This is a genomic window from Rhizobium sp. S163, assembly GCF_030380805.1.
GTDB lineage: Bacteria > Pseudomonadota > Alphaproteobacteria > Rhizobiales > Rhizobiaceae > Rhizobium.
Genome location: NZ_JAUDSA010000012.1, coordinates 648678 through 673375, shown reverse-complemented (window position 1 = coordinate 673375; position 24698 = coordinate 648678). Strand labels below are relative to the sequence as shown.

Genomic DNA, 24698 nt, shown 5'->3' with positions numbered 1-24698 from the left:
GCCAGCGTTCGTTCTGAGCCAGGATCAAACTCTCATGTTGAGAATTCAATCATTGGCATTTACGTCACGTTCTGAATCGACGAGAACTTCACACCTGTCCTCTAAGCATCTAGGCCGAAACCCAAACACCAAAGACCAGTGTAACTTCTCTTGATAAACGTGACCGCCAAAGTCTCTTTCAAAGATCAAGTATCTCTACCCGATCCGCGAACTCCGCCGCCCACGTTTCTCTTTCTTCTCATCTTCAATTGTCAAATAACAGACCAGTCAAACCAGTCGAAATTCCCCGTCCCAAACCCTAAGCCCGGGACCAATCAGCATCGCAGCCAATCAAAGAAATCCAGAGCGAAAGTCACCGTCGCCAGCAGCGCCGCCGCCCTCGTTCTGTGAAGCGGCTTATAAGGCTCCTCACCCAAACAAGTCAACAAGCCTTTTTCAAAAAAACGCAGTTTCTGGCAAGCGACTGAATTTGATAGGGAATTTCCAGGGGTCTTGTTTGGGTGTAGGAAACGGCGTTGAAGCCGTCGAGGTTATCCCCTCCCCCGGCCTGCTCAAAGACCAGACGCCGGCTGACGGTGGCATGAGCAGGATCGATCTGCCATATAGTGACGCGCACCATTGAGGTTCTGATGCCGTTTCGCTTCATACATACCGCCGATATTCACCTGGACTCTCCCTTGCGCTCGCTCGCGCTGCGCGATGAAGCGCTGGCCGAACTGATCGGCAACGCCACGAGGGCGGCTTTCGTTTCGATCATCGACCTCTGCCTGGGAGAACAGGTCGACGCATTGATCATTGCCGGCGACCTCTATGATGGCGATCAGACGTCTATGAAGACGGCGCGTTTTCTGGCCAGCCAGATGCAGCGACTAAATGCGGCAGGGATCGCGGTCTACAAGATACGCGGCAACCACGACGCGCTTTCTAAGATCACCCAGGAGCTCGTACTCCCTGAAAACGTCAAGGTGTTCGGCGGGCGCGCCGAAGCCGTCGATCGGGTCAAGGGTGGTCTCGATATCGCAATCCACGGCTTGAGCTTCGCCAAACCGCAAGCGCCGGAATCGCTGCTGCCGAGATTCAAGGCACCGGTCGTGGGCGCGATCAATATCGGCATCATGCATACGAGCCTCGCCGGCGCGCAGGGGCACGACGTCTACGCTCCCTGCAGTGTCTCGGAACTGCATGCCTCTGGTTTCGATTACTGGGCGCTTGGGCATATTCATCAGCGGGCACACCATCACGGCGCGCGCACGGTGATCATGCCCGGCATGCCGCAGGGCCGCGACATCAACGAGGCCGGCGCGAAGACCGTGTCGCTGGTGACGATCGCGGATGACCGGACGATCACCATCGAGGAGCGCCTGACCAGCGTTGCTCAGTTCGAGCGGGTGAGCGTCGATTTTACCGGCATCTCCGAATGGCGCGAGGCGGCGGGCGCCATCGAGCTGGCGCTTGCGCGACAACGCGAGAAGACTGCCTCGCCCCACCTCGTCACTCGCTTGCGGCTCAACGGGCAGACGCCGCTATCGTGGCGGCTTCATCGCGATATCGATCTTTTGCGCACCGAGGCCGAGGAGCGCGGTGATCGTATCGGTCAGACCTGGATCGAGAAGCTGGAGCTTGCCGTGCACACACCCGAGGAGGTTGGCAAGGCAACTGCCGATCCCGTCATTGAGCTCGGCCAGCTTATGCGCGACCGGGTCATCGCGAGCGCGGGTTTTCGCGACGAGATCGGCGAGATGGTCAAGGACCTGCTGGCGGACCTGCCGCCGGAGAGCCGTCGATTTGCCGGCGACGACCCAGCGAGCTTCGAACGCTTCATCGATGAGTTGATGCTTGACGGCGCCGACGACATCACCGCGCGGATGAAGACCTGGGATCACGGAGAGAACTGATGCGCCTTCGCCGTCTCGACCTGACCCGCTACGGGAAATTCACCGATCATTCGATCGACTTCGGCCAGACTCTCGAGGGCAAGCCGGACCTGCACATTATATACGGCCTGAACGAGGCCGGAAAATCGACGACATTCGATGCCTTTCTCGATCTGCTTTTCGGGTTCGGGGCCACTAGCAAATACGACTTCATTCATCCCTATAACACCATGCAGATCGGCGCACGGCTGGAGTTCGACGGCGGCGACCACGAACTCGTCCGGCTGAAGCGTCGGACCGGCAGTCTCGTCGACAACAACGGCCAGCCGGTTAACGAGGGCATGCTGTCGGCAGCACTCGGCGGGATCGGGCGCGATGCCTACAGGACAATGTTCTCGCTCGACGACCACTCCCTGAAAGAGGGCGGCCAGGCGATCATCCAGAGCAAGGGCGAGTTGGGCGAATTGCTGTTTTCGGCGAGCTCGGGGTTGGCTGGCCTCAACAGGTCGCTGGTCATGGCGGCGGAGGATGCGGCGGCCATTCATCGCAAGCGTTCGTCGAGCACCAAACTCGCCGAGCTGAAGCGAGCACTTGAGGCGCTGAAGAACGAGCGCAATGCCATCGACACCTTCGCGACCGCCTACTCCGTGCTCGCGACAACCTTGACGCAGGCCAGCGCATCCTACGATGCGGCTAACGCGGAGTTGGTTGAGGCCAAGCTCCGGCAGGCGGAGCTGAACCGTATTCTCGCGACGCTGCCGCTGACCTCAGAACTCGATCGCCTTGCGGCGGAGTTCGCCGGTCTCGGCGAACTACCGCGCCCACCGGCCGATTGGTTCTTGCTGCTGCCGCAGCTTTCGCGTGATGAGACGCGGTTGCAGGCGCTCGCGGAAACGGCCGAACGCTCGATTCGCCAATTGTCGGATGAGATCGACGGCATGGTTGTGGATGAGCAGGCACTATCGATCGCCGCGGTTATGGAGACACTCGAGATCGGACGAGCGCGCTATCGGGCGGCTGCGGACGATCTGCCAAAGCGCAGAATCGCCGTCGCCGAGCAGGAGGGCATCCTGTCGCGGTCGCTGTTCGATCTCGACCAAGCGGGACATGCAAATCCCGAGAGGTTGTTGCTACCAGCACCATCCATTGGCGCCATCCGCGACTTAATGGAGAAACGCTCTGGGATCGACGCCGAGATCGCTTCCACGGAGCGCGAGCTCAAGCGGGCCAACGATACGCTCAATCGCTTGAAGGAAGACACGGCCGAATTTGACGGTGAAACCGAGCTGGAACCGGATACGCAATCGCGCATCGAGAATGCGCTGGCGAGACTGACGGATACAGACCTTCTCTCGCGTCTCGCCGTCGAGGAGCGCTCCTATCGCCAGGTGTGCCGCAATCTCGACGATCGCATTGCGCTGCTGGTGCCTTGGTCGGGCGATCTAGACGAGCTAGCTTTGACGAAGGCGGCTGACACACGGCAACTAGATATGTGGCGATCACACGCGGCGTCGATCGAAAAGCGCGTGAGCGAGCATCGCGGCAAGCTTCGCGACCTCACCGGCGAACGAGCCGCGACTTTGGCGCGGATCGCTGCGTTTGCGAGCGAGGGCACCGTCGACGACAGCGCGGCGCAGGCCCTGCGTAGCGCGCGCGATGCGGCTTGGCAGAGCCATCTTGCCACGCTGGACAGCGCCACCGCTTCGACATTCGAACGGGCCATGCGGCAGGACGATGCCGCAACGGACAATCGGTTGGCCCGCGCCAAGGATTTGGCCGAACTCCGGCAGCTGAAGCTCGCAGCCGCTGCCAGCGCGGCCGCCATCGATCGGCAGCAGGAGCTGCTTGCGGAAGGGCTGGCGGATCACGATGCCTTGGCGGACAAGATCGGCACTTTTTTGCCCGATGCCATTGAGGCCGGGCCGGATGCACTGGAGCGGCTGGTTGCGCTTGAGAGCTGGGCCGGCAGGCGAAATACTACGCTTTCGGCCCGGGACGATTTGAGGAAAAGCGAATATGAACTCGAGGCGCTCCGCTCCGAACTCGGGCGGCATAGCACAGAGCTTGGGGCAGCCCTCACCGAAGCCGGCGCGCGGTTTGATGGCGACATGCCGATCGCAGACCTGACGCGAGGGGCGGCGAGACTGCTGGCCGACAGCAGGAGGCGGGAGGAGGTGCGCGCCAACCACCGGAAGGCAATGAGCGGGCTGACGCGCGATATCGCCGAGCGGGAACGTGACCATCAGCAGGCTGTCCTGATCGCGGATGCATGGCGTGATGCCTGGTCGGAGGCGCTGTCAGTCACATGGTTTGCCGACAAGGTCACATCAGTCGCCGCCGTCAGTGCTATTCTCTCTACCCTTTCAAGCCTGCCCGGCGTCTTGAAGGAACGTCACGATCTGGCGCAGCGCGTGTCGGCAATGGAGAATGACCAGACGCAGTTTCGGACCGAATTGGCCAACATCCTTGGGCAACCAGAGGCCGACATTCATTCAGCCGATGTGCTTGCCGCCGCCAATGCGCTTGTCGAACGCTACAACACCGCCTTGCGCGATCAGCAGCACCGCGCGGACAGACAGGCCACGCTCGAAAAGCTGCAGACCGATCGCGAGGCACTCGACGCGGAGCTTGCCGTTCACAACGCCCGCAAGGCGGAGTTGACGAGCTATTTCGGCGCCGACACGCTGGCGGCTGTCGAAAACTACCTCGAGGCGGCCAAGGAAAGGAACCGGATCGAGAAGCGCATGGCGGAGCTTCGCGAGCAGATTGCGCAGGGGCTGCGCACCAGGACCTTTGAGGATGCTGCAAGGCTGTTATCGGAGACTGACGCTGTAGAGGTCGAACACAGCGCGCTCAATCTTGCCGCCCGTATCGAGGATCTGACGGAGCGCGCGCGGGAGCTTTACGCCGACATGACCCGCGCCAAGGACAAGCTCGATGCCGTGGGCGGCGACGACGCGGTTGCCCGTATCGAGGCGAAGCGGCGCACACTGCTACTCGATATCGAGGCGCTCGCCATCCGCTACCTGACGGTTCGAACCGGCACGCTGGCGGCCGAACAGGCGCTGCATCTCTATCGCGACAAGCATCGCAGCTCGATGATGAACCGTGCTTCACGGGCGTTTCAGACAATCACCGGCGGCAATTACTCTGGCCTCGCGACGCAGCCGGACAAGGACAAGGAGATCCTGATCGGCGTATCGCGCGATGGTGGATCGAAACTCGCAGATTCCATGTCGACCGGAACGCAGTTCCAGCTCTATCTGGCGCTCCGGCTGGCCGGTTACGAGGAGTTCGCAGCCGTTCGGCCGGCCGTACCCTTCGTCGCCGACGATATCATGGAGAGCTTCGACAATCCGCGCTCCGAAGAGGTGTTCCGCCTTCTCGGCGAGATGGCGAAAGTCGGCCAAGTGATCTATCTCACGCACCATCTGCACCTGTGCGAGATCGCCAAATCCGTCGTTCCCCAGGTGAAGATCCACCAGTTGAGCTGAGCGCTCGAGCGTACTGCGGTGCATCTTGCACCACCGCGCTTGACCTCAAGCCAAGTGCTTCCCAGGTATCGTTGAGCCCATCCGAATGGCATGGGCGCAGCAGGAGATAGCACGATGCAGATTACCTATCACGTCGGACAGCACGATGGTGGCTATGGATATCGCCTTGGCGATGTCTGGTCCGAAACATTTCCCACGCATAGCGCAGCACTTGCCGCGGCAAAGGCCGCCGCGAGCCGACAGCATGTCGAAGGCCGCGATGCCGAAATCCAGTATCAGACCGCTGATGGTTCGTGGCATACGGAACATGCCAGCGGCGGCGATCGCCCCGATACAGAGGTTATTGACGATCGCTGAACGCTGGGCGACCTTTCGCCAGAACTTCTCCGACACAGGAACATAGAATGGCCACGACACCCCGACGCCCCGTCAATGCAATGGACGCGGCGGAAGCCTTGTTCAGACCCGCCAAGAAGCAGCCGGCCGCTGCCGTCGAGCGGCCGGCAATCCCGAATGCGAAGGAAATGGTGTCGATCAAGATCGACAGCGACGTGCTGGCGTTTTTCCAGGAAGACGGCCCCGGCTGGCAGGAGCGGATCAATGACTGCCTGCGCGCTGCGATGAAGGCTGGCCGCTGATTGCCGGACGAGCGGTGCGCGTTGCCGTGGTGCTAGCCGAGATGCTTGGCAGGGGGCCACGGCGATACGTGCTGCGCGGCAAACTCAGACTAGCGCTCGCCTTCAACGGGGGAATTTGGGCATGAATATGACGTGTACGTAAAAGGAAATATATCGGATCGAATATCCCTTGGTACGGACACTTTCTTATCGAAACGCGCCGATCCGTAGCGATCGGAACCGAAAGCAGCGCTAACGACCTTGACAGCAAAAGCCTTGCGCTCAAAAGCCGGGGCATATGTTTGCTTAAGGTTATCGGCATGAAACTCCTCACGTCACTCTCCGCGTTTGTCGGCAAGACATTCGCCCTCTGGGTCATCCTGTTCGCCGTGCTCGGCTTCCTGCTGCCGGATGTGTTCAAGCATGTGACGCCCTATATCGTCACGCTGCTCGGCATCATAATGTTCGGCATGGGCCTGACCATCTCCGTCGATGACTTCCGCGAACTGAGCCACCGCCCGGTCGAGGTCGCGATCGGCGTCGTCGCGCATTTCGTCATCATGCCGGCGCTCGCTCTGCTCTTGACCGTGCTCATCCCGATGCCGCCGGAAGTTGCCGCCGGCGTCATTCTCGTCGGCTGCTGCCCCGGCGGCACATCGAGCAACGTGATGACCTATCTCGCCAAGGGCGACGTGGCGCTGAGCGTCGCCTGCACCAGCGTCACCACCTTGGCAGCTCCGATAGTCACGCCCTTCCTCGTCTGGATGTTCGCAAGCCAATACCTGCCCGTAAACGCCATGGCGATGTTCATGAGCATTCTGCAGGTCATCATCCTGCCACTGGCGCTGGGCTTCCTGGCACAGAAGGTGCTGCCGCGCCTGGTCGAAAAGACCGTGCCTGCCCTGCCGCTCGTAAGCGTCGTCGGTATCGTGCTGATCGTCGCGGCCGTTGTCGGCGCCAGCAAGGGCGCAATCGCGCAGTCCGGCCTTTTGATCTTCGCCGTCGTTGTCCTGCACAACGGCCTCGGGTACCTGCTCGGCTTCTTCGCCGCCAAGGCGTTCGGGCTCAATCTCTACAAGCGCAAGGCGCTGGCCATCGAAGTCGGCATGCAGAACAGTGGCCTTGGCGCCGCGCTCGCTACCGCATATTTCTCGCCGGTGGCAGCCGTGCCCAGCGCCATCTTCAGCGTCTGGCACAATATCTCCGGCGCGCTTCTGGCGAACTACTTCTCCAGTCGGACCGATGACGCCGCGGAAAACAAGCCGCTCGAGGCATCCTGATCTCTCACCGCAAACGCCACACAATCGATCGAATGGCCCGCCGAAAGCGGGCCATTTTCATTTTCCGTCACCCGCCCGGCAGGGCCTCACGATAAAATAACCAGTTGGTGAATTGTTTACTTGAACGGCCGGTTCGAATCGTCAAAAGTAAGCGCGCTAACCAATCCCGTCATCGATTTGCCGTCCCTTGCGGACCCGCGCCGATACACCTCTATTTTGGAATGATACCGTGAGCAGCGATGCTTTGAACCGTGTAGCGAAGCCGTCGGCTTCGATGGCAAAGGCGACTGCGGCAGGATGGGGCAAGGGCCTCTCCACGTTGGTCCGCATCACCGTCATGGCCTTGCGCCACCCATGGCAGTCCGGCCTTGCGATCGGCGCCACCCTGATCGCCTCTTCGTTCCAGCTGATGATCCCGCGTTTGCTCGGGCACGCGGTGGATCACACCCAGGCGGTCGTCGAGGGCGGCGCTGCTGGCCTTGTCGCCCAGGATGCGCTGCTGACGACCGCCTTGTTGTTGCTCGGCGCCAGCGTCATGCGCGGCGTCTTCACCATGGTGCAGAACTACTACAGCGAAAGCGTCGGCCACCACATGGGCTACGAGCTTCGCATTGCCTGCTACGAAAAGATCCAGCGGCTCTCCTTCAGCTTCCACGACAGCGTGCACTCGGGCGACCTGATCACCATCGGCCTGCTCGATCTGGAAGGCGTGCGCATGTATTTCTCGACGGCGTTGGTGCGCATGGTGCTGCTGACCATGCTGATAGGCATCGGCGCCTACATGCTTCTGTCGACCGACGTGGTGCTCGGCCTCCTGGCGCTGAGCTTCGTTCCCTTCGTCGGCTGGCGTTCATCGGTGACCCAGCTGCGGTTGCGCGCCACATGGTTGGTGCTGCAGGAGCGGCTTTCGGTCCTGACCCGGATTATGGAAGAAAACCTCGGCGGCATTCGCGTCGTCCGCGCCTTCGCATCCCACGCCTATGAGATGTCGAAATTCGAAGCGGCGTCCAAAAGCGCGCTGGAGCTCGCGCATCAACGCGTCGGGATCCGCGTCATCAATACGAGCGCCATGACCTTTTCCTTTTTCGCCGCCATGGGCCTCGTGCTCTGGGTTGGCGGCGGCAAGGTGATATCGGGCGAAATCACGGTCGGGACGCTCGCATCCTTCCTCACCTTCATGACCATCCTGCAGATGCCGGTGCGCCAACTCGGCCTGATGGTCAACGCCTTCGCCCGCGCTTCGACCTGCGGCACCCGACTGTTCGAGCTGCTCGATCTCGAGATCGCCGTTCGCGATGCGCCAGATGCGAAGGAGATGAAGATCACCGAGGGTACGCTTCGGTTCGAGCATGTAAGCTTCAGCTATCCAAGCACGCCAACACAACAGGCGCTGCGCGGCGTCTCCTTCGAGGCGAAACGCGGCGAGACAATCGGCATCGTCGGCCCACCCGGTAGCGGCAAGTCGACGCTCGCGCATCTCATCCCGCGCTTCTACGATGTCACCGGCGGCCGCGTCACAATCGACGGCCAGGATGTCCGCAAGGCGACTCTTCAGTCGTTGCGCCGCTCCGTCTCCATCGTGCAGCAGGATTCTTTCCTGTTCACGACATCGATCGAGAACAATATCGCCTATGGCGACCCATGGGCAAAGGAAAGCCGCATCGCCGGCGCCAGTGAAAGCGCGCAGCTGCACAACTACGTGCTCGGGCTGCCGACGGGCTACGACACCGTCGTTGGCGAACGCGGCGTGTCGCTCTCCGGCGGTCAGCGCCAGCGCCTGTCGATCGCCCGAGCCCTGATGCTGAAGCCCGCGGTGATGGTCTTCGACGATTCCACGGCCGCGATCGATGCCGCGACCGAGCAGCGCATCCGCTCCGCGATGCGCAAATACGCCGCCGACCGGGTAACGATCATCGTCGCCCACCGGCTGAGCTCGCTGATGCATGCGGACCAGATATTGTTCATCGAAGAAGGCGAGATCGTCGAGCGCGGCACACACGAGGAGCTGCTGGCCGCGAACGGGCGCTACAAGGCGCTTTACGATCTGCAGGTGCGTCCCGGCGATGAAGCTGTGAGCGCCTAGGGAGGAAGACATGGCCGAGGAAATGGAAACTGAACGCTCCGACGTTCGCGAGGACGGACGCCGGCCGCCGCGCGCGGTGGTGGGATCGCAGCGCGTCGAAGAGGAGATGTTCGGCAAGGCCTTTGACGGCAACGTCATCAAGCGGATATGGGCCTTCGTTCGCCCCTATCGGCGCGACGTCGTGCTTTCGGTCTGCGCGGTGCTGACGTTCACGCTGATGCAGCTGATGATTCCGCTGATTATCCGCTATGCGATCGACCATGGCATGCAGCAGGATGGCAGCCATTCGGCGCTGACATGGGCCGTCGTGGTCTTCCTCGTCGCGATCATGATCAATTACGGGGCGAGCTACGCACAGGAGACTCTTGTCGGCGGCGTGGCGGAGAACGTGCTTTTCGATATTCGCCGGCAGATGTTCTCGCATCTGCAGCGCGTCTCGCTGTCCTTCATGGACAAGACCGAGGTCGGCCGGCTGATGTCGCGCCTGCAGGGCGACGTCAATTCGATGCAGGAATTCCTGGAAACATCGGTTCTCTCGGTCGGCGATATGACGCTGCTCGTCGGTATCGTCGGCGTCATGCTTTATCTCGATCCGAAACTCGGCCTGCTGACGCTTTCGGTTCTGCCGATCCTGTTCATCGTCCGCCTGTTCTGGTTGCCGCTTGCCCGCAAATCCTTCATGGCAGCGCATGAGACCAATTCGGTGGCGAACGGCGCCTTGGCTGAGGCGATCCATGGCGTGCGCGCGGTGCAGAGCATGGACCGGCAGGGCGTCAACTTCACGCTTTACGACGACAAGGCGAAGGCAAACCTTCTGACGCATCTCACCGCAGCGCGTTACGCGCAGGTGATGGTGCCGATCGTCGATTCACTGACGGGCGTCGCCATGGCGCTTGTCATCGTCGTCGGCGGCGCGCGCGTGCTCAACCAGGCGCTGGATGTCGGCGTGCTCGTGGCATTCCTCTTCTACATCCAGCGCTTCTTCGACCCGATCCGTTCTCTTACGCTCCAATACTCCGTCATGCAGCGCGCCATGGCATCCGGCCAGCGGTTGACCGAAGTGCTCGATGTACCGATCGACATCAAGGACGCAGCCGATGCGGTGGTTCTCTCCAAGGACATGGACGGCTCAGTCGAGTTCCGCGACGTGGTCTTCGGATATAATCCGAAGCATCCGGTGCTCAAGGATGTGAGCTTCAAGGTCAACCCGGGCGAAACGGTCGCTCTTGTCGGCCCGACCGGCTCGGGCAAGTCGAGCTGCATGTCGCTGATCCACCGCTTCTATGACGTGCAGCAGGGGCAAGTGCTCGTCGGTGGCCACGATGTCCGCGCGCTTACTCAGGATTCGCTCGGCGACCAGATCGCCATGGTGCTGCAGGAGCCGTTTCTCTTCACCGGAACCGTGTTCGAAAACATCCGTTATCACAAGCACGACGCGACGCGGGAGAAGGTTATCGAAGCAGCCAAGGCAGTCGGCGCGCATGATTTCATCATGCGGCTGCCCGAGGGATACGACAGCATACTGGGCGAGCGCGGCGGCAATCTCTCGCTCGGGCAGCGCCAGCTTCTGTCCTTCGCGCGTGCGCTGGTGGCCGACGCGAAAATCCTGGTGTTGGACGAGGCGACGGCGAATATCGACAGCTATACGGAGATGCTGATCCAGAAGGCGCTGGTCAAATTGCTGGAAGGCCGCACCGGACTGGTGATCGCCCACAGGCTGGCGACCATTCGCGAAGCCGACCGGATCATCGTTCTGCAGAACGGCGAGTTGGTCGAGAGTGGCAGCCACCAGCAGCTCATGGCGAACCGCAAGCTTTACGCGCGGCTATACGACCTCAACTACGCGTCATTTGACGATATTCCGGAAACAGTTCTGGAAGAGACGGCAGCAAGCGGACCGGCGACCTAGCCTTATCGGCGATCCAAACAGAGAAACGATTTCGACACGGAGGATGTTCAATGGATTATCGAAAGCTTGGACCAAGCGGGACAATCGTCGCGCCATACTGCCTGGGAACGATGACCTTCGGCGCGGAGGCCGACGAAGCCACCTCGCACAAGATACTCGACGACTATTTCAAATGGGGCGGCAATTTCATCGACACCGCCGACGTTTATAGCGCCGGCGTTTCGGAAGAGATTATCGGTCGTTGGCTTAAGGAGCGGCCGACCGAGGCCCGCCAGGCGGTGATCGCAACGAAGGGACGGTTTCCGATGGGAAACGGCCCGAATGATATCGGGCTGTCGCGGCGGCATTTGAACGTCGCGCTCGACGACTCGCTTAGACGTCTCGGCGTCGAACACATCGATCTCTACCAGATGCATGCATGGGACGCCCTGACGCCAATCGAGGAGACGCTGCGTTTCCTCGATGATGCCGTCTCCAGCGGCAAGATCGGCTATTACGGCTTTTCCAATTACGTCGGCTGGCATATCGCCAAGGCGGCCGAAATCGCCAAGGCGCGCGGCTACACCCGGCCGGTGACGCTGCAGCCGCAATACAGCCTGCTTGTGCGCGATATCGAACTCGAGGTCGTGCCGGCTTGCCAGGATGCGGGCATGGGCCTGCTGCCTTGGTCGCCTCTCGGCGGCGGCTGGCTGACGGGCAAATACCGCCGTGACCACATGCCGACGGGCGCGACTCGGCTTGGCGAAAATCCGAAGCGCGGCATGGAATCTTACGACCAGCGCAACGCCCAGGAGAGGACTTGGGACATCATCGGCGCAGTGGAAGACATCGCAAAGTCCAAGGGCTGCAGCATGGCGCAAGTGGCGCTCGCCTGGACCGTGGCGCGGCCGGCCGTGACGTCTGTCATCCTTGGCGCCCGCACGACGGAGCAACTGGCGGAGAACCTCGGCGCGGCCAAGATCAGCCTCTCCGACGAGGAGATGCGCCGCCTCACCGAGATCAGCGCGCCGCACCCCTTCGACTATCCCTACGGGGTCGGTGGAACGAACCAGCGCCACCGCAAGCTCGAGGGCGGGCGGTAAATCATTAGTCAGCGGCGGCATATACCGCCGCTGCCTTGTACCTTCAGATACGGACGCCAGTCGCGTCGTCGAACAGATGCACCTGTGCCGGATCGATGGTAACGCCGATCGTCTCGCCGCCGCGGGCCGTGCTGCGGCCCGTTTCAACGATCGTGAGTTCCGGTGTAGTCGCCGCGGTGATGAAGGTTGCCGAACCCGTGGATTCGACGACGTCAACGGGGATGTCGAATGTCCCCTGCCCTGTCGCTGTGATGCCGATATGCTCCGGACGGATTCCGACAGTGACCTTGCGGCCCGGCTGGAGCTGGCGATTGCTCAGCAGCGTGTGCTTGACCGTTCCGAGATCTATCGCCAGGCCGCTTCCGTCCGCCTGCACGACACCAGGAATGAAATTCATCGCCGGCGAACCGATGAAGCCGGCCACGAACTTGTTGGCCGGCGTGTCGTAGAGCTCGAGCGGCTTGCCCTGCTGCTCGATGACGCCCTCGCGCATGACGACGACGTGGTCAGCCATGGTCATCGCCTCGATCTGGTCATGGGTGACGTAGACCGAGGTCGCGCCGAGCCGATCGTGCAGCGCCCGGATTTCCTTGCGCATGTGAACGCGTAACGCCGCATCGAGGTTCGACAACGGCTCGTCGAACAGGAACGCCTTGGGGTGACGGATGATGGCGCGGCTCATCGCCACGCGCTGCCGCTGACCGCCCGATAATTCCCGCGGATATCGCTTCAGTAGGTTGGAGAGACCGGTGGTCGCCGCCACATCGGCCGCGGCCTTCTTTGCTTCGGCCTTGGCGACACCGCGAATGCGCAGGCTATAGGTCAGGTTTTCCTCGACCGTCATGTGCGGATAAAGCGCGTAGGACTGGAACACCATGGCAACGTCGCGCTTGCGCGGCGGCACGTTGTTCATCAGCTCGCCGGCGATCTTCAGGTCACCTTCGGAGATGCTCTCCAGGCCTGCCAGCGAGCGCAGCAGGGTGGACTTCCCACAGCCCGATGGACCGACGAGCGCCACGAAGCTGCCCTTGGTGATCTCAAGGTTGATGTTCTTCAGCGCATGGAAGGCGCCATAATGCTTGTTGACGCCGCTGAGCTCGATCTGATTGGTCATTTGAGGGCTCCAGAGGTGAGGCCGGATACGATGCGGCGCTGCAAGAGAACGAAGATGGCGAGAACGGGCGTCACATACATCGTGGCGTAGGCCATGATATTGTTCCACTCGCTGGTGTTCGGTCCCATGAAGGAGTTGAGACCGACGCTGGCTGGCTGAAGCTCGGCTTCCTGGATCATCGACTTCGAATAGACGAACTCACCAAAGGCCTGCATGAAGATCAGGATCGCACTGACGAGAATGCCGTTGCGGGCCAGCGGCAGTACGATATTGAAGAAGGCGCCGAAACGGGAGTTGCCGTCGACAAGCGCTGCTTCCTCAAGCTCCATCGGCACGGCCATGAAGGTCGCACGCACCAGGACCACGAAGAACGGCATGCTTTTCGCGGCGATCGCCAGGATCACGGCGAAGCGCGGATAGTCGAGCAAGCCGAATTGCGAGAAGCCCACGAAAATCGGCGTGATCATCAGCGATGCCGGCAGGACCTGAAGCATGAGGATGAGGAACAGGCCGATATCCACCCACATGTTGCGATAGCGCGCCAACACATAAGCACAGCCGACGCCGAGCACCGTGATCAGCGCCACGGAACCGAAGGCGATGACGACAGAGTTCCAGAGATAGCGCCCCATGTTCCGGCTTTCCCACACATAGGTGTAGGTTCCCCATTGCGGTGAGGATGGCCAGAAGCTCGGCGGATTGGCGAACATCTCCGAGCCACTTTTCAGCGCCGTGATATACATCCAGTAGAGCGGAAAGAGATAGATTGCCGCCAGAACGATCGCGATGAAAAGCATCAGGCGGTTGCGGTTGGTATCGCTCATCCGCGCACCTCATGTTTTGTCGACCGGACATAGACGATCGAGGCGAACATCACGAAGACGATCATGATGACGGAGATCGTGGCGCCCTTGCCGAAGTCGTATTGCCGGAAGGACAGGTCCCAGGCCCAGTACTGCGTGACGTTGGACGAATTGTTCGGCCCGCCATCGGTGATGGCCGCGAACAGGTCGAATTGCTGTAGCGTGAAGATCAGACCCAGCGAGACAATGGCACCGATGGTCGAGCGCATCATCGGCAGCGTAATCGTCCAGAAGCGCTGCCAGGCATTGGCGCCGTCGAGTTCGGCTGCTTCATAGAGATCGCCAGGGATGGAAGACAGGCCGACCGAGAGCAGGATCATGTTGAACGACGTGCCAAGCCATATATTGGCGATGACGACGGCCCAGAGCGAGAAATTGGGGTCCGAGCGCCAGAAGATGTTGGAGCTGATTAACCCGCTTTCGCGCAGGATGAAATTCAAGACGCCGAAGTCGCCCGATAGCACCCAGTTCCAGATCGCGCCGACGACAAGGCCGGGCATGACCCAGGAAACGAGGAACAGACCTCGCAGCCAAGAGGCGCCCGGGAAGTTCACCCAGAAGAACAGCGCCAGGCCGAAGCCAATCAGGAATTGGCCGGCAATGGAGCCGACGACGAACAGCACAGTGTTATAGATGATCGGCAGCGTTTCGGGCTGCTTGAACAGATCGACATAGTTCTTGAAACCGACGAAGGGGCGCACGAAGGTCCCGAGGCTGAACATGTCGACCTCCTGGAAACTCATGACGATGTTATAGACGAGCGGCAGGCCCGCGAGCACGAACAGGAAGATGAGCGGCAGGGTGACAAGCGTGATATCGAACCCGCGGCCATCGGTGATGCTGGAAAATAGCCTCTTCATGGATACCCCTTAAGCTCCGAACGGGGCTGCCTGGCGCTTGCGCGGAAGACAGCCCCTGCCGGGAGGAAACGGTGGGATGGCGAAAACGCCATTGGGGTCGGACAGGCGGAGCGCGTCGCGCACGCTCCGCTTGCCCTGATATGTCACTCTTCGACGGCCTTGATCTTCTCGGCGGCCTGATCAAGCGCATCCTTCGGCGACATCTGGCCGGTCAGTGCGGCCTGGATCGCATCCTGGATTGCCTTGGAGATCTTCGGCCATTCCGGCGACGGACCGCGCGGCTGAGCATATTTCAGCTGCTCGACGAAGGTCTTCAGCGCATCGTCCTTCAGCTTGTTGCCAGTCGGCGGGATGGCGATGTCGGAGCGAGCCGGCAGCTGGCCGAACTTCTGGTACATCGTGTCATCCTTCGAGGCGAAGAACTCGAGCGCCTTGAAGGCTTCCGCCGGATGCTTGGAACTGGAGAAGATCGCCCAGTTGTAATCGCCCATGGCCGAAGACCGCGTCGCGCCTTCTTGCGGAACCGGCAACAGCGCAGTGCCCCAGTCGAACTTGGCGTCCGTCAGCATGCGGTCGATTTCCCACGGACCGGAGATGGCCATGGCCGCATTGCCGGCGTTGAAGGTGGCGGTCGCGTCCCACTGGCTGCGAGTCAGCGTATCAGGAGAAGCAAGCTTCTCGTCCATGATCTGCTTCCAGACCGTCAGCGCCTTGACGGCACCGTCTGCGTTGATCGTCTTGTAGGTCGCACCGCCCATCTGCGCCCAAGGCAGGAACTGGAAGGTGCCTTCCTCGTTGGCCTTTGCCGAGAAGGTCAGGCCGTAGACGTTCTTCGACGGATCGGTAAGCTTCTTGGCGTCCGCAACGAGCTCGTCCCAGGTCTGCGGCGGCTTCTCAGGATCGAGGCCAGCGGCCTTGAACATGTCCTTGTTATAGTAGAGCGCGATCGTGTTCGTCGCCTTCGGCACGCCGTAGAGCTTGCCGTCCCAGGTGGCGGACTTCAGCGGTCCGGGGAAGTAGTTCTCGGGCTTGATCACGGTCGACTTGGCGATCATGTCGGTCAGGTCGAGGAAGGCCTTGCGGGCAGCGAACATCGCGTGGTTCGGGTTGTCGATGGCAATGATATCGGGCGCCTTGCCGGTCGAAAACGCGCGCATCGATTCACTGACGACGTCGTCGAATTGGATCTGGCGATATTCGATCTTGATGCCGTTGTTCTGATCGTTGAATTCCTTGATCAGGTTCGGCGCCGGCTGAATGTCGCGGTCAAGCGACCAGAGGGTCAGGGTGACGTCTTCGGCCTTGGCGGCTAGGCCGAAGAGCGACACGCCCGCCAGCGCAAGTGCGCCGATCATTGCAAATTTACGGATAGCCATGGTTCTCCTCCTTTGTGGTTATCCTAGATCGAAGGCCGGCAATTCCTCCTTGCCGGCCGCGATATCATCAAACCGGATCGACGACGAAGTCGCCGCCCCGGGCATGCTTCAAATGGTTCAGCGCATGAACTTGGCCGGTCATCTCGAGCGCGTCGCGATAAACAGGATCGTGCCAGCCTTCAATGTCGATGGATCCCGACCAGCCGGCGAGGCGCAGTTCCGAAATGATGTCCGTCCAGTTGCTGTCGCCAAAGCCCGGCGTGCGCATGAACACGAACTTCTCCTTACCGAAGATGCCATGCTCCTTGATGACATCCCAGCGGATCGTTGCATCCTTACCGTGAACGTGGAAAATTTTCGACGCCCACTTGCGGATCTGCGGCAGCGGCTCGATCAGATAGACCATCTGATGGCACGGTTCCCATTCGATGCCGATGTTGTCATCAGGCGTCTCGTTGAAGATCAGCTCCCAGGCATCCGGATTGTGCGCGATGTTCCAGTCGCCCGTCTGCCAGTTGCCGTCCATCGCGCAGTTTTCGAAGGCGATCTTCACGCCCTTGTCGGCAGCGCGCTTGGCAAGCTCGCTCCAGATTTCCTTGTAGCGCGGCAGGCTGTCGGTCAGCACCTTGCCACGGATACGGCCGGTAAAGCCGGCGACGCAGGTGGCGCCGAAGTGATGCGCATTGTCGATGCAATCCTTCCAGCCCTGGAGCGTGTCGAGATCGATATCGGTGGTTTCGAGCGGATTGCCAAACATGCCGAGCGTCGAGATGGTGATATCACGGTCGCCGATGGCGTCGACGCAGCGCTTTCCGAGTTCGGCAAGGTTCTGGCCGTTGGTCGTCTGCCAGAAGAAGGGTTCGAAGCTTTCGAAACCCATATCGGCGATCTGGCCGATCCGCTTGTCGGCGCCGCCCTTCGACGCGCTGACCATAGTTCCGATGCGAATGGACTTGGCGGGGTTGCTCACAATCTCAATCCTTATGCTGAAATTTCGATACGCTTGCCGGTCTTCGCGCTTTCGATCGCGCCGAAAACCATGGCGAGGCTTCTGATATTGTCGGAACTTGCCGTTTCCGGGCGCTTGCCCGTCTTGATCGCCTCGACGAAGCTCGCAATCACGCTAGCGTGGCCGTGCGTCTCTTCGTCATGTTCGGGTGCGGGGACCTCGACCGGCGTGAAGCCGTGCAGCAGCCCCGGGACCTGGCCAGCGGTTGCGGCCTTGAAGCCCTCTTCGCCATCCCAGGTCAGCATTCCGTTGGAGCCGACGAGGCGCCACTGGCTTTCCCAGCTCGTACGCTCGCCTTCCGCGCACCAGGAACCGCGATAGGTGAAGACGACATCATCGGCGAATTCGAAGGTCGCATTGGCGGAAGCGCCGTGCCGATACCAGGAACCCTTGGGATTGCGCTCGACGCAGTAAACGGCAAGCGGCTTCTTGTCGGCGACGAAGCGCGCGGCGTCGAAAGTGTGGATCGCCATGTCGAGCAGCAGCACGTTCTGCATCTCTTCGCGGAAACCGCCGAAATGCGGCGCCAGGAAGAAATCGCAATGGATGCCTGTGATATCGCCGATCGCACCGCTTTCGACGAAACGGCGCATGCGGCGAACGCCCGAGATGAAGCGGCGGTTCTGAATGATGGCATGGACCTTGCCGGTCTCGGCGGCGAGATCGATAAGAGCAGCCCCTTCGGCTAGCGAAGTCGCCATCGGCTTTTCGCTCAGCACATGGCAGCCGGCCTTCAACGCCGTTGACACCACGTTGAAGCGCGCGCTCGGGATGACCACGTCGAAGACGATGTCGGCTTTTGATTTTGCGATGACGTCGGCGAGATCCGTGCCAATCACGGCACCGCTCAAACCAAACTCCTCGGCAAGCTTTTCAGCCGCCGCAGGATTGACGTCGACGAGGCCCTTGACCTCGATCTCGGCTGCGAGAGCCGGGGTTTCCTTGATGGCGCGCAACCACCCCTTGGACATGGCTCCGCAACCGCAGAGAACGGCATTCAATGTCACGATTTCCTCCCGTGGACAGTTTCCGGCTTTCCTCCCGAAACTTGCCCCGTAAACGTTTACGATACTAAGCGGAAACGTTTCTCGCTGTCAATCCCACTCGATCAGACAAAAAATGCTGCGAAAAACATCTGCAAATGCGGGGCCTTAACACCGGCTGCGCCGCAGCGCAGCACGAAAAAATTTCGCACTGTTTTGCACCGCGTTCCGTCGGGAACACAGGTGACCGGATCAGATTGCGATTCTTCGGTTAGCGGATCAGGATCGCGCGGAAGTCGTTGACATTGGTTCCCGTCGGGCCGGTCTCGAACAGGTCGCCGATCGCAGCGAAGCCGCTATAGCTGTCGTTGCCATCGAGAAGTCGGCGCGGATCGAAACCGGCGGCGCGCAATCGTTCGACGGTTTTCCCATCCGCGAAGGCACCCGCGTTGTCTTCGGACCCATCGATACCATCGGTGTCAGCGGCAAGCAAATGCATGTCGTGACCCTGGATCGCTAGCGCCATCGCGAGCGCGAACTCGCCGTTGCGGCCGCCCTTTCCGCCCTTGCCTCGGAGCGTCACGGTCGTTTCCCCACCGGAAAGAATAACGACCGGCTTTTGGAATGGCCGATCTTTGGCAAGCACTTCGCGAGCGATCGCCGCATGTACCGAAGCGACATCGCGCGATTCTCCCTCGATAGCATCCGACAGGATGGCGGCTTCCACCCCGAGCGATCTGGCAAGCGCGGCTGCCGCCTCCAGCGAGACGCCGGCCGAGGCAATCACATGATGTTCGTGGCGGCCGAAAACCGGATCATCCGGGCTCGGCGCATCGGCAGTCGGCGTGGCAAGGAAATCGAGCGCGGCTTGCGGAAGCGACATCTTGTACTGCGCGATGATGTCAAGCGCATCGTGCCGCGTCGAGCGATCCGGAACGGTGGGGCCGGAAGCAACATAAGCAGGATTGTCGCCGGGGATGTCCGACACAACCATGCTGACAACACGCGCCTTGGTCGCCGCCGCCAGCCTGCCGCCCTTGATCATGGAGAGATGCTTTCGCACCACGTTCATCGCGGAGATCGGCGCGCCCGAGGCGAGTAGGATCTCGTTCATGGCAATCTCGTCTTCGAGCGTCAGCCCCTCAGGCGGCGAAGGCAGCAGGGCGGACCCTCCCCCGCAAATCAGCGCGATGACGAGATCGTCCTCACCAAGCCCGCTCACCGCATCCATCAGCCGCTTCGAAGCGACGAGACCGGCGTTATCCGGCACAGGATGCGAAGCTTCAAGGATCTCAATGTTTCGGGTCTCGCAGCTATAGCCGTAACGCGTCACCACGACACCCTCGAGGGGACCGTCCCAGACACTCTCGAGCGCCTGCGCCATCTGTGCAGCGCCCTTGCCGGCGCCGATCACGACCGTTCGCCCCTTCGGCTTGGCAGGAAGATGGGCGGTGAGGCCCGTGAGCGGGTCGGCCGCCCTAACAGCGGTGGAGAAGAGATCTTTTAGGAAATCGCGCGGTTGCATGGGCTGGCTTTCGAGAAAATTCAACTGTCGAGGCTGAAGGCATCGCTTTCGCCCGCAACGAGCTCAAGCGGCCAAATCGTGTTGCGTGCGCCATCAGGATAGAAATCCGCATAGGCAGGCATGGTCGCGAGCAGCGTTTCCGCAAGCTCGGCGCCGAGATCGCGCAACGACATCCTGAAACAGGTGAGTGTCGGCTGCAGGAACCGGGCACGCGGCTCTTCGCGAAAACCGATGACGGCGAGATCTCGACCGGGGACGATGCCCGCCTCGACCATGCGTCGGTAAAGCCCGATCGCCATCAGTTCGTAGATCAGAATAATCGCCGTAGGCCGAGGATCAAGGCGGATGAGTTCGTCACCGGCCTGATATCCACCTTGCTCACTCGACTTCGCGCGAATGACGAGTTCGGGATCAAAGGCAATGTCGTGACGTTCCAGCGCGCTACGATAAGCATCGAGAAAAATGTAGCCGAGATTGACGTCTGTTGATGGCACCGCGATCGCGATCCGTCGATGCCCCTTGGCAACGAGCCGATCGACGGCGCAGGCTGCGACGCCTTCGAAATCGAGGTCGATCCAGCTATAATTGCCGCCGGACGAGCTACGGCCGAGCGCAACGAAGGGTATTTTTGCCTTGGCCAGGAAGTCGATGCGCTTGTCGACGCGTTGCGTGGCGGAAATGATCAGTGCATCGACCACACGACGCGCCACCATGCGCTTCAGATACTCCTGCGGGTCCTCGTCACTCGGGCAGGGCAGCATGATGAGATCGAGCTTGTGGCGTGAAAACACGCTTTGCAGACCGCCGGTCAGGCCGAGGAAAAAGTTGTCGGCGTTTTCGACCGTTTCCTTGCTGGACTCGATCATCAGGCCGATGACGTTTGTGGTTCCCTGCCGCAGGCTTCGGCCCGACTGGTTCGCCACATAGCCAAGCTCTTCGGCCGCCGCCAGCACTCGCTTGCGAGTCTCCTCATTCACATCAGGTTTGCCATTGAGCGCCCGCGACACGGTCCCGATCGAGATATCGAGATGCTTGGCCAGTTGGCGAATTCCCCTCATTCCGACAATCGTCCTCCCAGTGGCGATGGCTAGCCGACCTTATGTGACACACCAAAACCGATCCGGAAAGGACCAAGGGCAACGATATGTAGTGGAGCCAAAGACGGCGGGCCGACGATCGCCAACTTTCGCGCCTCGTCTGAGCTCTGCCTACTACCGATGTGGCGATGGTCGCGAAACGCCGTTACGGAAAAAGATCCGCATCTCTCATCAGCGGCGCCTGCGCGTCCTTGGATGAAAGGATGGGTGTTGTCGCGATCGGCCAGGCGATGTTGACCGTCGCGTCGTTCCAGATGATGGCACGCTCGTGTTGCGGCGAGTAGAAATCTGTCGTCTTGTAGAGAAACTGCGCGGTTTCAGACAGAACCACGAAGCCATGCGCAAAGCCCGGCGGGATGTAGAGCTGGCGTCTGTTGTTCGCCGACAGGATTTCGCCAACCCACTGCCCGAAGGTTGGAGAGGACCGCCGCAGGTCCACGGACACATCGAAGACCTCGCCTTCGACCACCCGAACCAGTTTTCCCTGAGCTTGGCTGATCTGGTAGTGCAGCCCGCGTAGCACGCCCTTGGCCGACTTGGAGTGATTGTCCTGAACGAATGAAACCTCAGCTCCGACCGCTTCGTTGAAGCGGGCCTGATTGAAGCTTTCGAAAAAGAAGCCGCGTTCATCACCGTAGACGGTGGGCTCGATCAGCAGGACCTCGGGAATTGCCAGTGAAGAGACTTTCATCGGTCAACCTGCCTCCGTCAGCAGTCGCATCAGGTATTTCCCGTATCCGTTCTTGCAGAGCGGCGCCGCCAGTTGCTCCAGCTGTCGGCCGGTGATCCAGCCGTTGCGAAACGCGATCTCCTCCGGACACGACACTTTCAGCCCTTGACGTCGCTCCAGCGTCGAGATGAATTGCCCGGCGTCAAGCAATGAATCATGCGTTCCTGTATCGAGCCAGGCGTAGCCGCGGCCCATGATTTCGACGGTCAGGCTGCCGTCTTCCAGATAACGCCGGTTCAAGTCCGTGATCTCGAGCTCGCCGCGCGGCGAAGGACGCAGCGACTTGGCGAATTCAACGGCGCGTTCGTCGTAGAAATAGAGTCCCGTCACCGCGTAGTTCGATTTCGGCTCCGCCGGTTTCTCCTCGATCGAGACCGCCCTGAAGCGCTTGTCGAACTCCACGACGCCATATCGCTCCGGATCGAGCACGTGATAGGCGAACACCGTTGCGCCTCGATCGACCGACATGCCGCTTGCCAAAAGGATCGGCAGGTCATGGCCGTAGAAGATGTTGTCGCCGAGCACGAGCGCCGACGGCGCTCCATCGAGAAACGTCTCACCGATGATGAAGGCCTGCGCCAGACCATCGGGCGATGGCTGTTCGGCGTAGGAGAACTTGACGCCCCAAGCGCTGCCATCGCCCAGCAGCTGCTCGAAGCGAGGAATATCCAACGACGTGGAGATGATCAGGATGTCGCGGATGCCGGCCAGCATCAGCGTGCTGAGTGGATAATAGATCATCGGCTTGTCGAAGACAGGCAGCAACTGCTTGCTCATGGCAAGTGTCGCCGGATGAAGACGAGTGCCGGATCCACCGGCGAGAATGATGCCTTTTCGGGTCACAGCGCCCACCCCCGTTCCTTCAATTGATCAAGTACGCGATCGACATGCACCGTCCATTCAGGCAAGGTGAACCCGAGGGCGGAACTCAAAGCATTCGTGTTGAGCGACGAATTTCGCGGCCGTGCGGCCGGCCGTGGAAACTCTTCGGTCGTAATCGCCTCGATATTGGCCGGATCGACAGCCGAGACGAAGCCGTGCTCGATCGCCTTTTGGACAATATGCTGGGCAAGTCCGTGCCAGCTTGTTCGTCCGGACGCAGTCAGATGATAGGTTCCGTCGGCAATGCCGCAGCGCCGATGCGCGGCAATTGCAAGCACGGTGACATCAGCGAGCACCTCGACGGCCGTCGGCGCGCCAAACTGGTCCGCGACGATTCGCAGGTTCGGACGCTCCCGCGCCAGGCGCAGAATGGTTTTCACGAAGTTCGTGCCATCAGCAGAGACAACCCAACTCGTGCGAAACAGCAGATGCCGACAGCCGGACTCGACAATCGCCAACTCGCCGGCACGTTTCGACTGGCCGTAGATATTCAACGGATGCGTCTCGTCGCTCTCGCAATAAGGCGTTTCCTGGCGACCATCGAAAACGTAGTCCGTCGAATAATGCACCAGCAGCGCGTCGCTCCGGCGGGCGTAATCCGCCAATTCCTTCACGGCCTTGTGGTTGACGCGAAACGCCGCATCGGCATTCGTCTCGGCAAGATCGACCTGCGTATAAGCCGCCGCGTTAACGATGATATCAGGGCGAACCGCATTAAGACGCTCGGCGATGACTTCCGGCTTATCGAGATCGAGTTCGTCGCGCGCGAAGGCGACGAGATTACCGAATGGGAGCAGCGCGCGCTGAAGCCCGCGTCCAAGTTGACCATTCTTTCCGAGAAGAAGCACGGTCATGCGTATTGCTTCTCCACCCAGTTGCGGTAGCTGCCTGAGGTTACGTTCTCGACCCAGTCGGCATTGTCGAGATACCACTGGACAGTCTTGCGAATTCCGCTCTCGAAGGTCTCAGTCGGACGCCAGCCGAGTTCGGCCTCGATCTTGCGCGCATCGATCGCGTAGCGCCGGTCGTGCCCGGGGCGATCGGTGACGAAGGCGATCTGCTCACTATACTTTTTGCCATCGGCTCGCGGCTGCAACTCGTCAAGTACCGCACAGAGAGTTGTGACGACATGAAGGTTGGCGCGCTCGTTCCAGCCGCCGATATTATAGGTTTCGCCAAGACGTCCGGCTTCCAGCACACGCCGGATCGCGCTGCAATGATCCTTCACGTAGAGCCAATCACGGATCTGCAAACCATCGCCATAGATCGGCAGAGAACGGCCTTGGAGCGCGTTGTGGATCACTAACGGAATGAGCTTTTCCGGGAAGTGCAGCGGGCCATAATTGTTGGAGCAGTTGGTGGTGACGACAGGAAGCCCATAAGTATGGAAGTAGGCGCGAACCAGATGGTCGCTTGCCGCCTTGCTAGCGGAGTAAGGGCTGTTGGGCCGGTAACTCGTTTCTTCGTTGAAAGCAGGATCGTCAGCATCGAGCGTCCCAAAGACCTCGTCGGTCGAAACGTGCAGAAAGCGGAAATCGGATTTGGTCTCAAGGCCAGTCCAATAGGCGCGCGCGGCTTCCAGCAGACGAAACGTGCCCAGAATGTTTGTCTGAATAAAATCTTCCGGGCCGTGGATCGAGCGATCCACATGGCTTTCCGCGGCGAAGTTTACAACCGCGCTTGGCTTGTATCGCGTGAAGAGATCGCTCAGAAGCGCTGCGTCGCCGATGTTGCCATGCACGAAGATATGGCGCGGATCCTTCTCCACAGACCGCAAGTTATTCAAATTTCCGGCATATGTCAGCGCATCGAGATTGACGATCGGCTCGTCGTGTTGCACCAGCCAATCCAATACGAAGTTCGAGCCAATGAATCCGGCTCCCCCAGTGACAAGTATCATCGCCTACGCACCTCTCAACC

At 60.6% G+C, this 24698-nt stretch carries 21 protein-coding genes; 8 read left to right on the top strand and 13 right to left on the bottom strand.

Translation table 11 applies throughout. The annotated features are described in order from the left end of the window. Positions 1-421 precede the first annotated feature (421 nt). Positions 422-619 (bottom strand): hypothetical protein, encoded by a 198-nt coding sequence (locus QTL96_RS12785; RefSeq protein ID WP_289727883.1) that lies wholly within the window; start codon positions 617-619, stop codon positions 422-424. Between the two features lie 10 nt (positions 620-629). Between QTL96_RS12785 and QTL96_RS12780 the strand changes: the two genes are divergently transcribed. From QTL96_RS12780 to QTL96_RS12745, 8 genes are all read left to right on the top strand, one after another. Next, positions 630-1895, top strand: a complete 1266-nt coding sequence (locus QTL96_RS12780; protein WP_113012377.1) for a DNA repair exonuclease — start codon at positions 630-632, stop codon at positions 1893-1895. Beyond that, positions 1895-5368, top strand: coding sequence for an AAA family ATPase (locus QTL96_RS12775; RefSeq protein WP_113200439.1), 3474 nt, complete (start codon positions 1895-1897; stop codon positions 5366-5368). The genes QTL96_RS12780 and QTL96_RS12775 overlap by 1 nt, the downstream gene beginning before the upstream one ends. Positions 5369-5482: 114 nt before the next feature. Then, positions 5483-5725 carry a DUF2188 domain-containing protein gene (locus QTL96_RS12770; RefSeq protein ID WP_112943581.1) on the top strand — a complete coding sequence of 81 codons (243 nt, stop codon included), beginning with the start codon at positions 5483-5485 and terminating at the stop codon, positions 5723-5725. Positions 5726-5772: 47 nt separating this feature from the next. Continuing rightward, the gene (locus QTL96_RS12765; protein WP_112943580.1) at positions 5773-6006 is read left to right on the top strand and encodes a BrnA antitoxin family protein; all 234 of its coding nucleotides are present in this window, start codon (positions 5773-5775) and stop codon (positions 6004-6006) included. A 299-nt stretch (positions 6007-6305) separates the two neighbouring features. Then, complete coding sequence (locus QTL96_RS12760; RefSeq protein ID WP_112943626.1) at positions 6306-7265, top strand: bile acid:sodium symporter family protein; 960 nt, start codon at positions 6306-6308, stop codon at positions 7263-7265. Between the two features lie 274 nt (positions 7266-7539). Further along, positions 7540-9348 (top strand): ABC transporter ATP-binding protein, encoded by a 1809-nt coding sequence (locus tag QTL96_RS12755; RefSeq protein WP_289727901.1) that lies wholly within the window; start codon positions 7540-7542, stop codon positions 9346-9348. A gap of 10 nt (positions 9349-9358) precedes the next feature. Next, the gene (locus QTL96_RS12750; RefSeq protein WP_112943578.1) at positions 9359-11257 is read left to right on the top strand and encodes an ABC transporter ATP-binding protein; all 1899 of its coding nucleotides are present in this window, start codon (positions 9359-9361) and stop codon (positions 11255-11257) included. A 50-nt stretch (positions 11258-11307) separates the two neighbouring features. Beyond that, the gene (locus QTL96_RS12745; RefSeq protein WP_112943577.1) at positions 11308-12339 is read left to right on the top strand and encodes an aldo/keto reductase; all 1032 of its coding nucleotides are present in this window, start codon (positions 11308-11310) and stop codon (positions 12337-12339) included. A gap of 43 nt (positions 12340-12382) precedes the next feature. On the opposite strand, the gene QTL96_RS12740 is transcribed toward QTL96_RS12745, so the two are convergent. The 12 genes from QTL96_RS12740 to rfbB form a co-directional block, all read right to left on the bottom strand. Then, entirely contained in the window at positions 12383-13453 is a 1071-nt protein-coding gene (locus QTL96_RS12740; RefSeq protein ID WP_112818744.1) for an ABC transporter ATP-binding protein, read from the bottom strand. Then, positions 13450-14277: a carbohydrate ABC transporter permease gene (locus tag QTL96_RS12735; protein ID WP_112818745.1), complete on the bottom strand. Its 828-nt coding sequence runs from the start codon at positions 14275-14277 to the stop codon at positions 13450-13452. The genes QTL96_RS12740 and QTL96_RS12735 overlap by 4 nt, the downstream gene beginning before the upstream one ends. Then, positions 14274-15176, bottom strand: coding sequence for a sugar ABC transporter permease (locus tag QTL96_RS12730; protein WP_018896481.1), 903 nt, complete (start codon positions 15174-15176; stop codon positions 14274-14276). Before QTL96_RS12730 ends, QTL96_RS12735 begins: the two co-directional genes overlap by 4 nt. 143 nt (positions 15177-15319) lie before the next feature. After that, positions 15320-16552, bottom strand: coding sequence for a sugar ABC transporter substrate-binding protein (locus QTL96_RS12725; RefSeq protein ID WP_112943576.1), 1233 nt, complete (start codon positions 16550-16552; stop codon positions 15320-15322). 67 nt (positions 16553-16619) lie between these two features. Further along, positions 16620-17522: a sugar phosphate isomerase/epimerase gene (locus tag QTL96_RS12720; protein WP_018896483.1), complete on the bottom strand. Its 903-nt coding sequence runs from the start codon at positions 17520-17522 to the stop codon at positions 16620-16622. An 11-nt stretch (positions 17523-17533) separates the two neighbouring features. Further along, positions 17534-18568: a Gfo/Idh/MocA family oxidoreductase gene (locus tag QTL96_RS12715; protein WP_112943575.1), complete on the bottom strand. Its 1035-nt coding sequence runs from the start codon at positions 18566-18568 to the stop codon at positions 17534-17536. 247 nt (positions 18569-18815) lie between these two features. Beyond that, positions 18816-20069: a glycerate kinase gene (locus tag QTL96_RS12710; protein ID WP_289727882.1), complete on the bottom strand. Its 1254-nt coding sequence runs from the start codon at positions 20067-20069 to the stop codon at positions 18816-18818. Between the two features lie 20 nt (positions 20070-20089). After that, complete coding sequence (locus tag QTL96_RS12705) at positions 20090-21127, bottom strand: substrate-binding domain-containing protein (protein ID WP_113168326.1); 1038 nt, start codon at positions 21125-21127, stop codon at positions 20090-20092. Positions 21128-21311: 184 nt separating this feature from the next. Beyond that, entirely contained in the window at positions 21312-21857 is a 546-nt protein-coding gene (rfbC, locus tag QTL96_RS12700; protein WP_112943573.1) for a dTDP-4-dehydrorhamnose 3,5-epimerase, read from the bottom strand. Positions 21858-21860: 3 nt separating this feature from the next. Further along, positions 21861-22739, bottom strand: coding sequence for a glucose-1-phosphate thymidylyltransferase RfbA (rfbA, locus tag QTL96_RS12695; protein ID WP_112943624.1), 879 nt, complete (start codon positions 22737-22739; stop codon positions 21861-21863). Next, positions 22736-23632 (bottom strand): dTDP-4-dehydrorhamnose reductase, encoded by an 897-nt coding sequence (gene rfbD, locus QTL96_RS12690; protein ID WP_289727881.1) that lies wholly within the window; start codon positions 23630-23632, stop codon positions 22736-22738. The genes rfbA and rfbD overlap by 4 nt, the downstream gene beginning before the upstream one ends. Continuing rightward, entirely contained in the window at positions 23629-24678 is a 1050-nt protein-coding gene (rfbB, locus tag QTL96_RS12685; protein ID WP_113168324.1) for a dTDP-glucose 4,6-dehydratase, read from the bottom strand. The genes rfbD and rfbB overlap by 4 nt, the downstream gene beginning before the upstream one ends. Positions 24679-24698: the final 20 nt, after the last annotated feature.

Bases quoted from the DNA above. Each gene is read 5' to 3' on its own strand.
- rfbD (WP_289727881.1), bottom strand. From the start codon at position 23,632: ATGACCGTGCTTCTTCTCGGAAAGAATGGTCAACTTGGACGCGGGCTT.
- QTL96_RS12755 (WP_289727901.1), top strand. From the start codon at position 7,540: ATGGCAAAGGCGACTGCGGCAGGATGGGGCAAGGGCCTCTCCACGTTG.
- QTL96_RS12735 (WP_112818745.1), bottom strand. From the start codon at position 14,277: ATGAGCGATACCAACCGCAACCGCCTGATGCTTTTCATCGCGATCGTT.
- QTL96_RS12770 (WP_112943581.1), top strand. From the start codon at position 5,483: ATGCAGATTACCTATCACGTCGGACAGCACGATGGTGGCTATGGATAT.
- rfbC (WP_112943573.1), bottom strand. From the start codon at position 21,857: ATGAAAGTCTCTTCACTGGCAATTCCCGAGGTCCTGCTGATCGAGCCC.
- QTL96_RS12780 (WP_113012377.1), top strand. From the start codon at position 630: ATGCCGTTTCGCTTCATACATACCGCCGATATTCACCTGGACTCTCCC.
- QTL96_RS12765 (WP_112943580.1), top strand. From the start codon at position 5,773: ATGGCCACGACACCCCGACGCCCCGTCAATGCAATGGACGCGGCGGAA.
- rfbB (WP_113168324.1), bottom strand. From the start codon at position 24,678: ATGATACTTGTCACTGGGGGAGCCGGATTCATTGGCTCGAACTTCGTA.
- QTL96_RS12745 (WP_112943577.1), top strand. From the start codon at position 11,308: ATGGATTATCGAAAGCTTGGACCAAGCGGGACAATCGTCGCGCCATAC.
- QTL96_RS12710 (WP_289727882.1), bottom strand. From the start codon at position 20,069: ATGCAACCGCGCGATTTCCTAAAAGATCTCTTCTCCACCGCTGTTAGG.
- QTL96_RS12730 (WP_018896481.1), bottom strand. From the start codon at position 15,176: ATGAAGAGGCTATTTTCCAGCATCACCGATGGCCGCGGGTTCGATATC.
- QTL96_RS12785 (WP_289727883.1), bottom strand. From the start codon at position 619: ATGGTGCGCGTCACTATATGGCAGATCGATCCTGCTCATGCCACCGTC.
- QTL96_RS12775 (WP_113200439.1), top strand. From the start codon at position 1,895: ATGCGCCTTCGCCGTCTCGACCTGACCCGCTACGGGAAATTCACCGAT.
- QTL96_RS12740 (WP_112818744.1), bottom strand. From the start codon at position 13,453: ATGACCAATCAGATCGAGCTCAGCGGCGTCAACAAGCATTATGGCGCC.
- QTL96_RS12760 (WP_112943626.1), top strand. From the start codon at position 6,306: ATGAAACTCCTCACGTCACTCTCCGCGTTTGTCGGCAAGACATTCGCC.
- QTL96_RS12750 (WP_112943578.1), top strand. From the start codon at position 9,359: ATGGCCGAGGAAATGGAAACTGAACGCTCCGACGTTCGCGAGGACGGA.
- QTL96_RS12705 (WP_113168326.1), bottom strand. From the start codon at position 21,127: ATGAGGGGAATTCGCCAACTGGCCAAGCATCTCGATATCTCGATCGGG.
- QTL96_RS12725 (WP_112943576.1), bottom strand. From the start codon at position 16,552: ATGGCTATCCGTAAATTTGCAATGATCGGCGCACTTGCGCTGGCGGGC.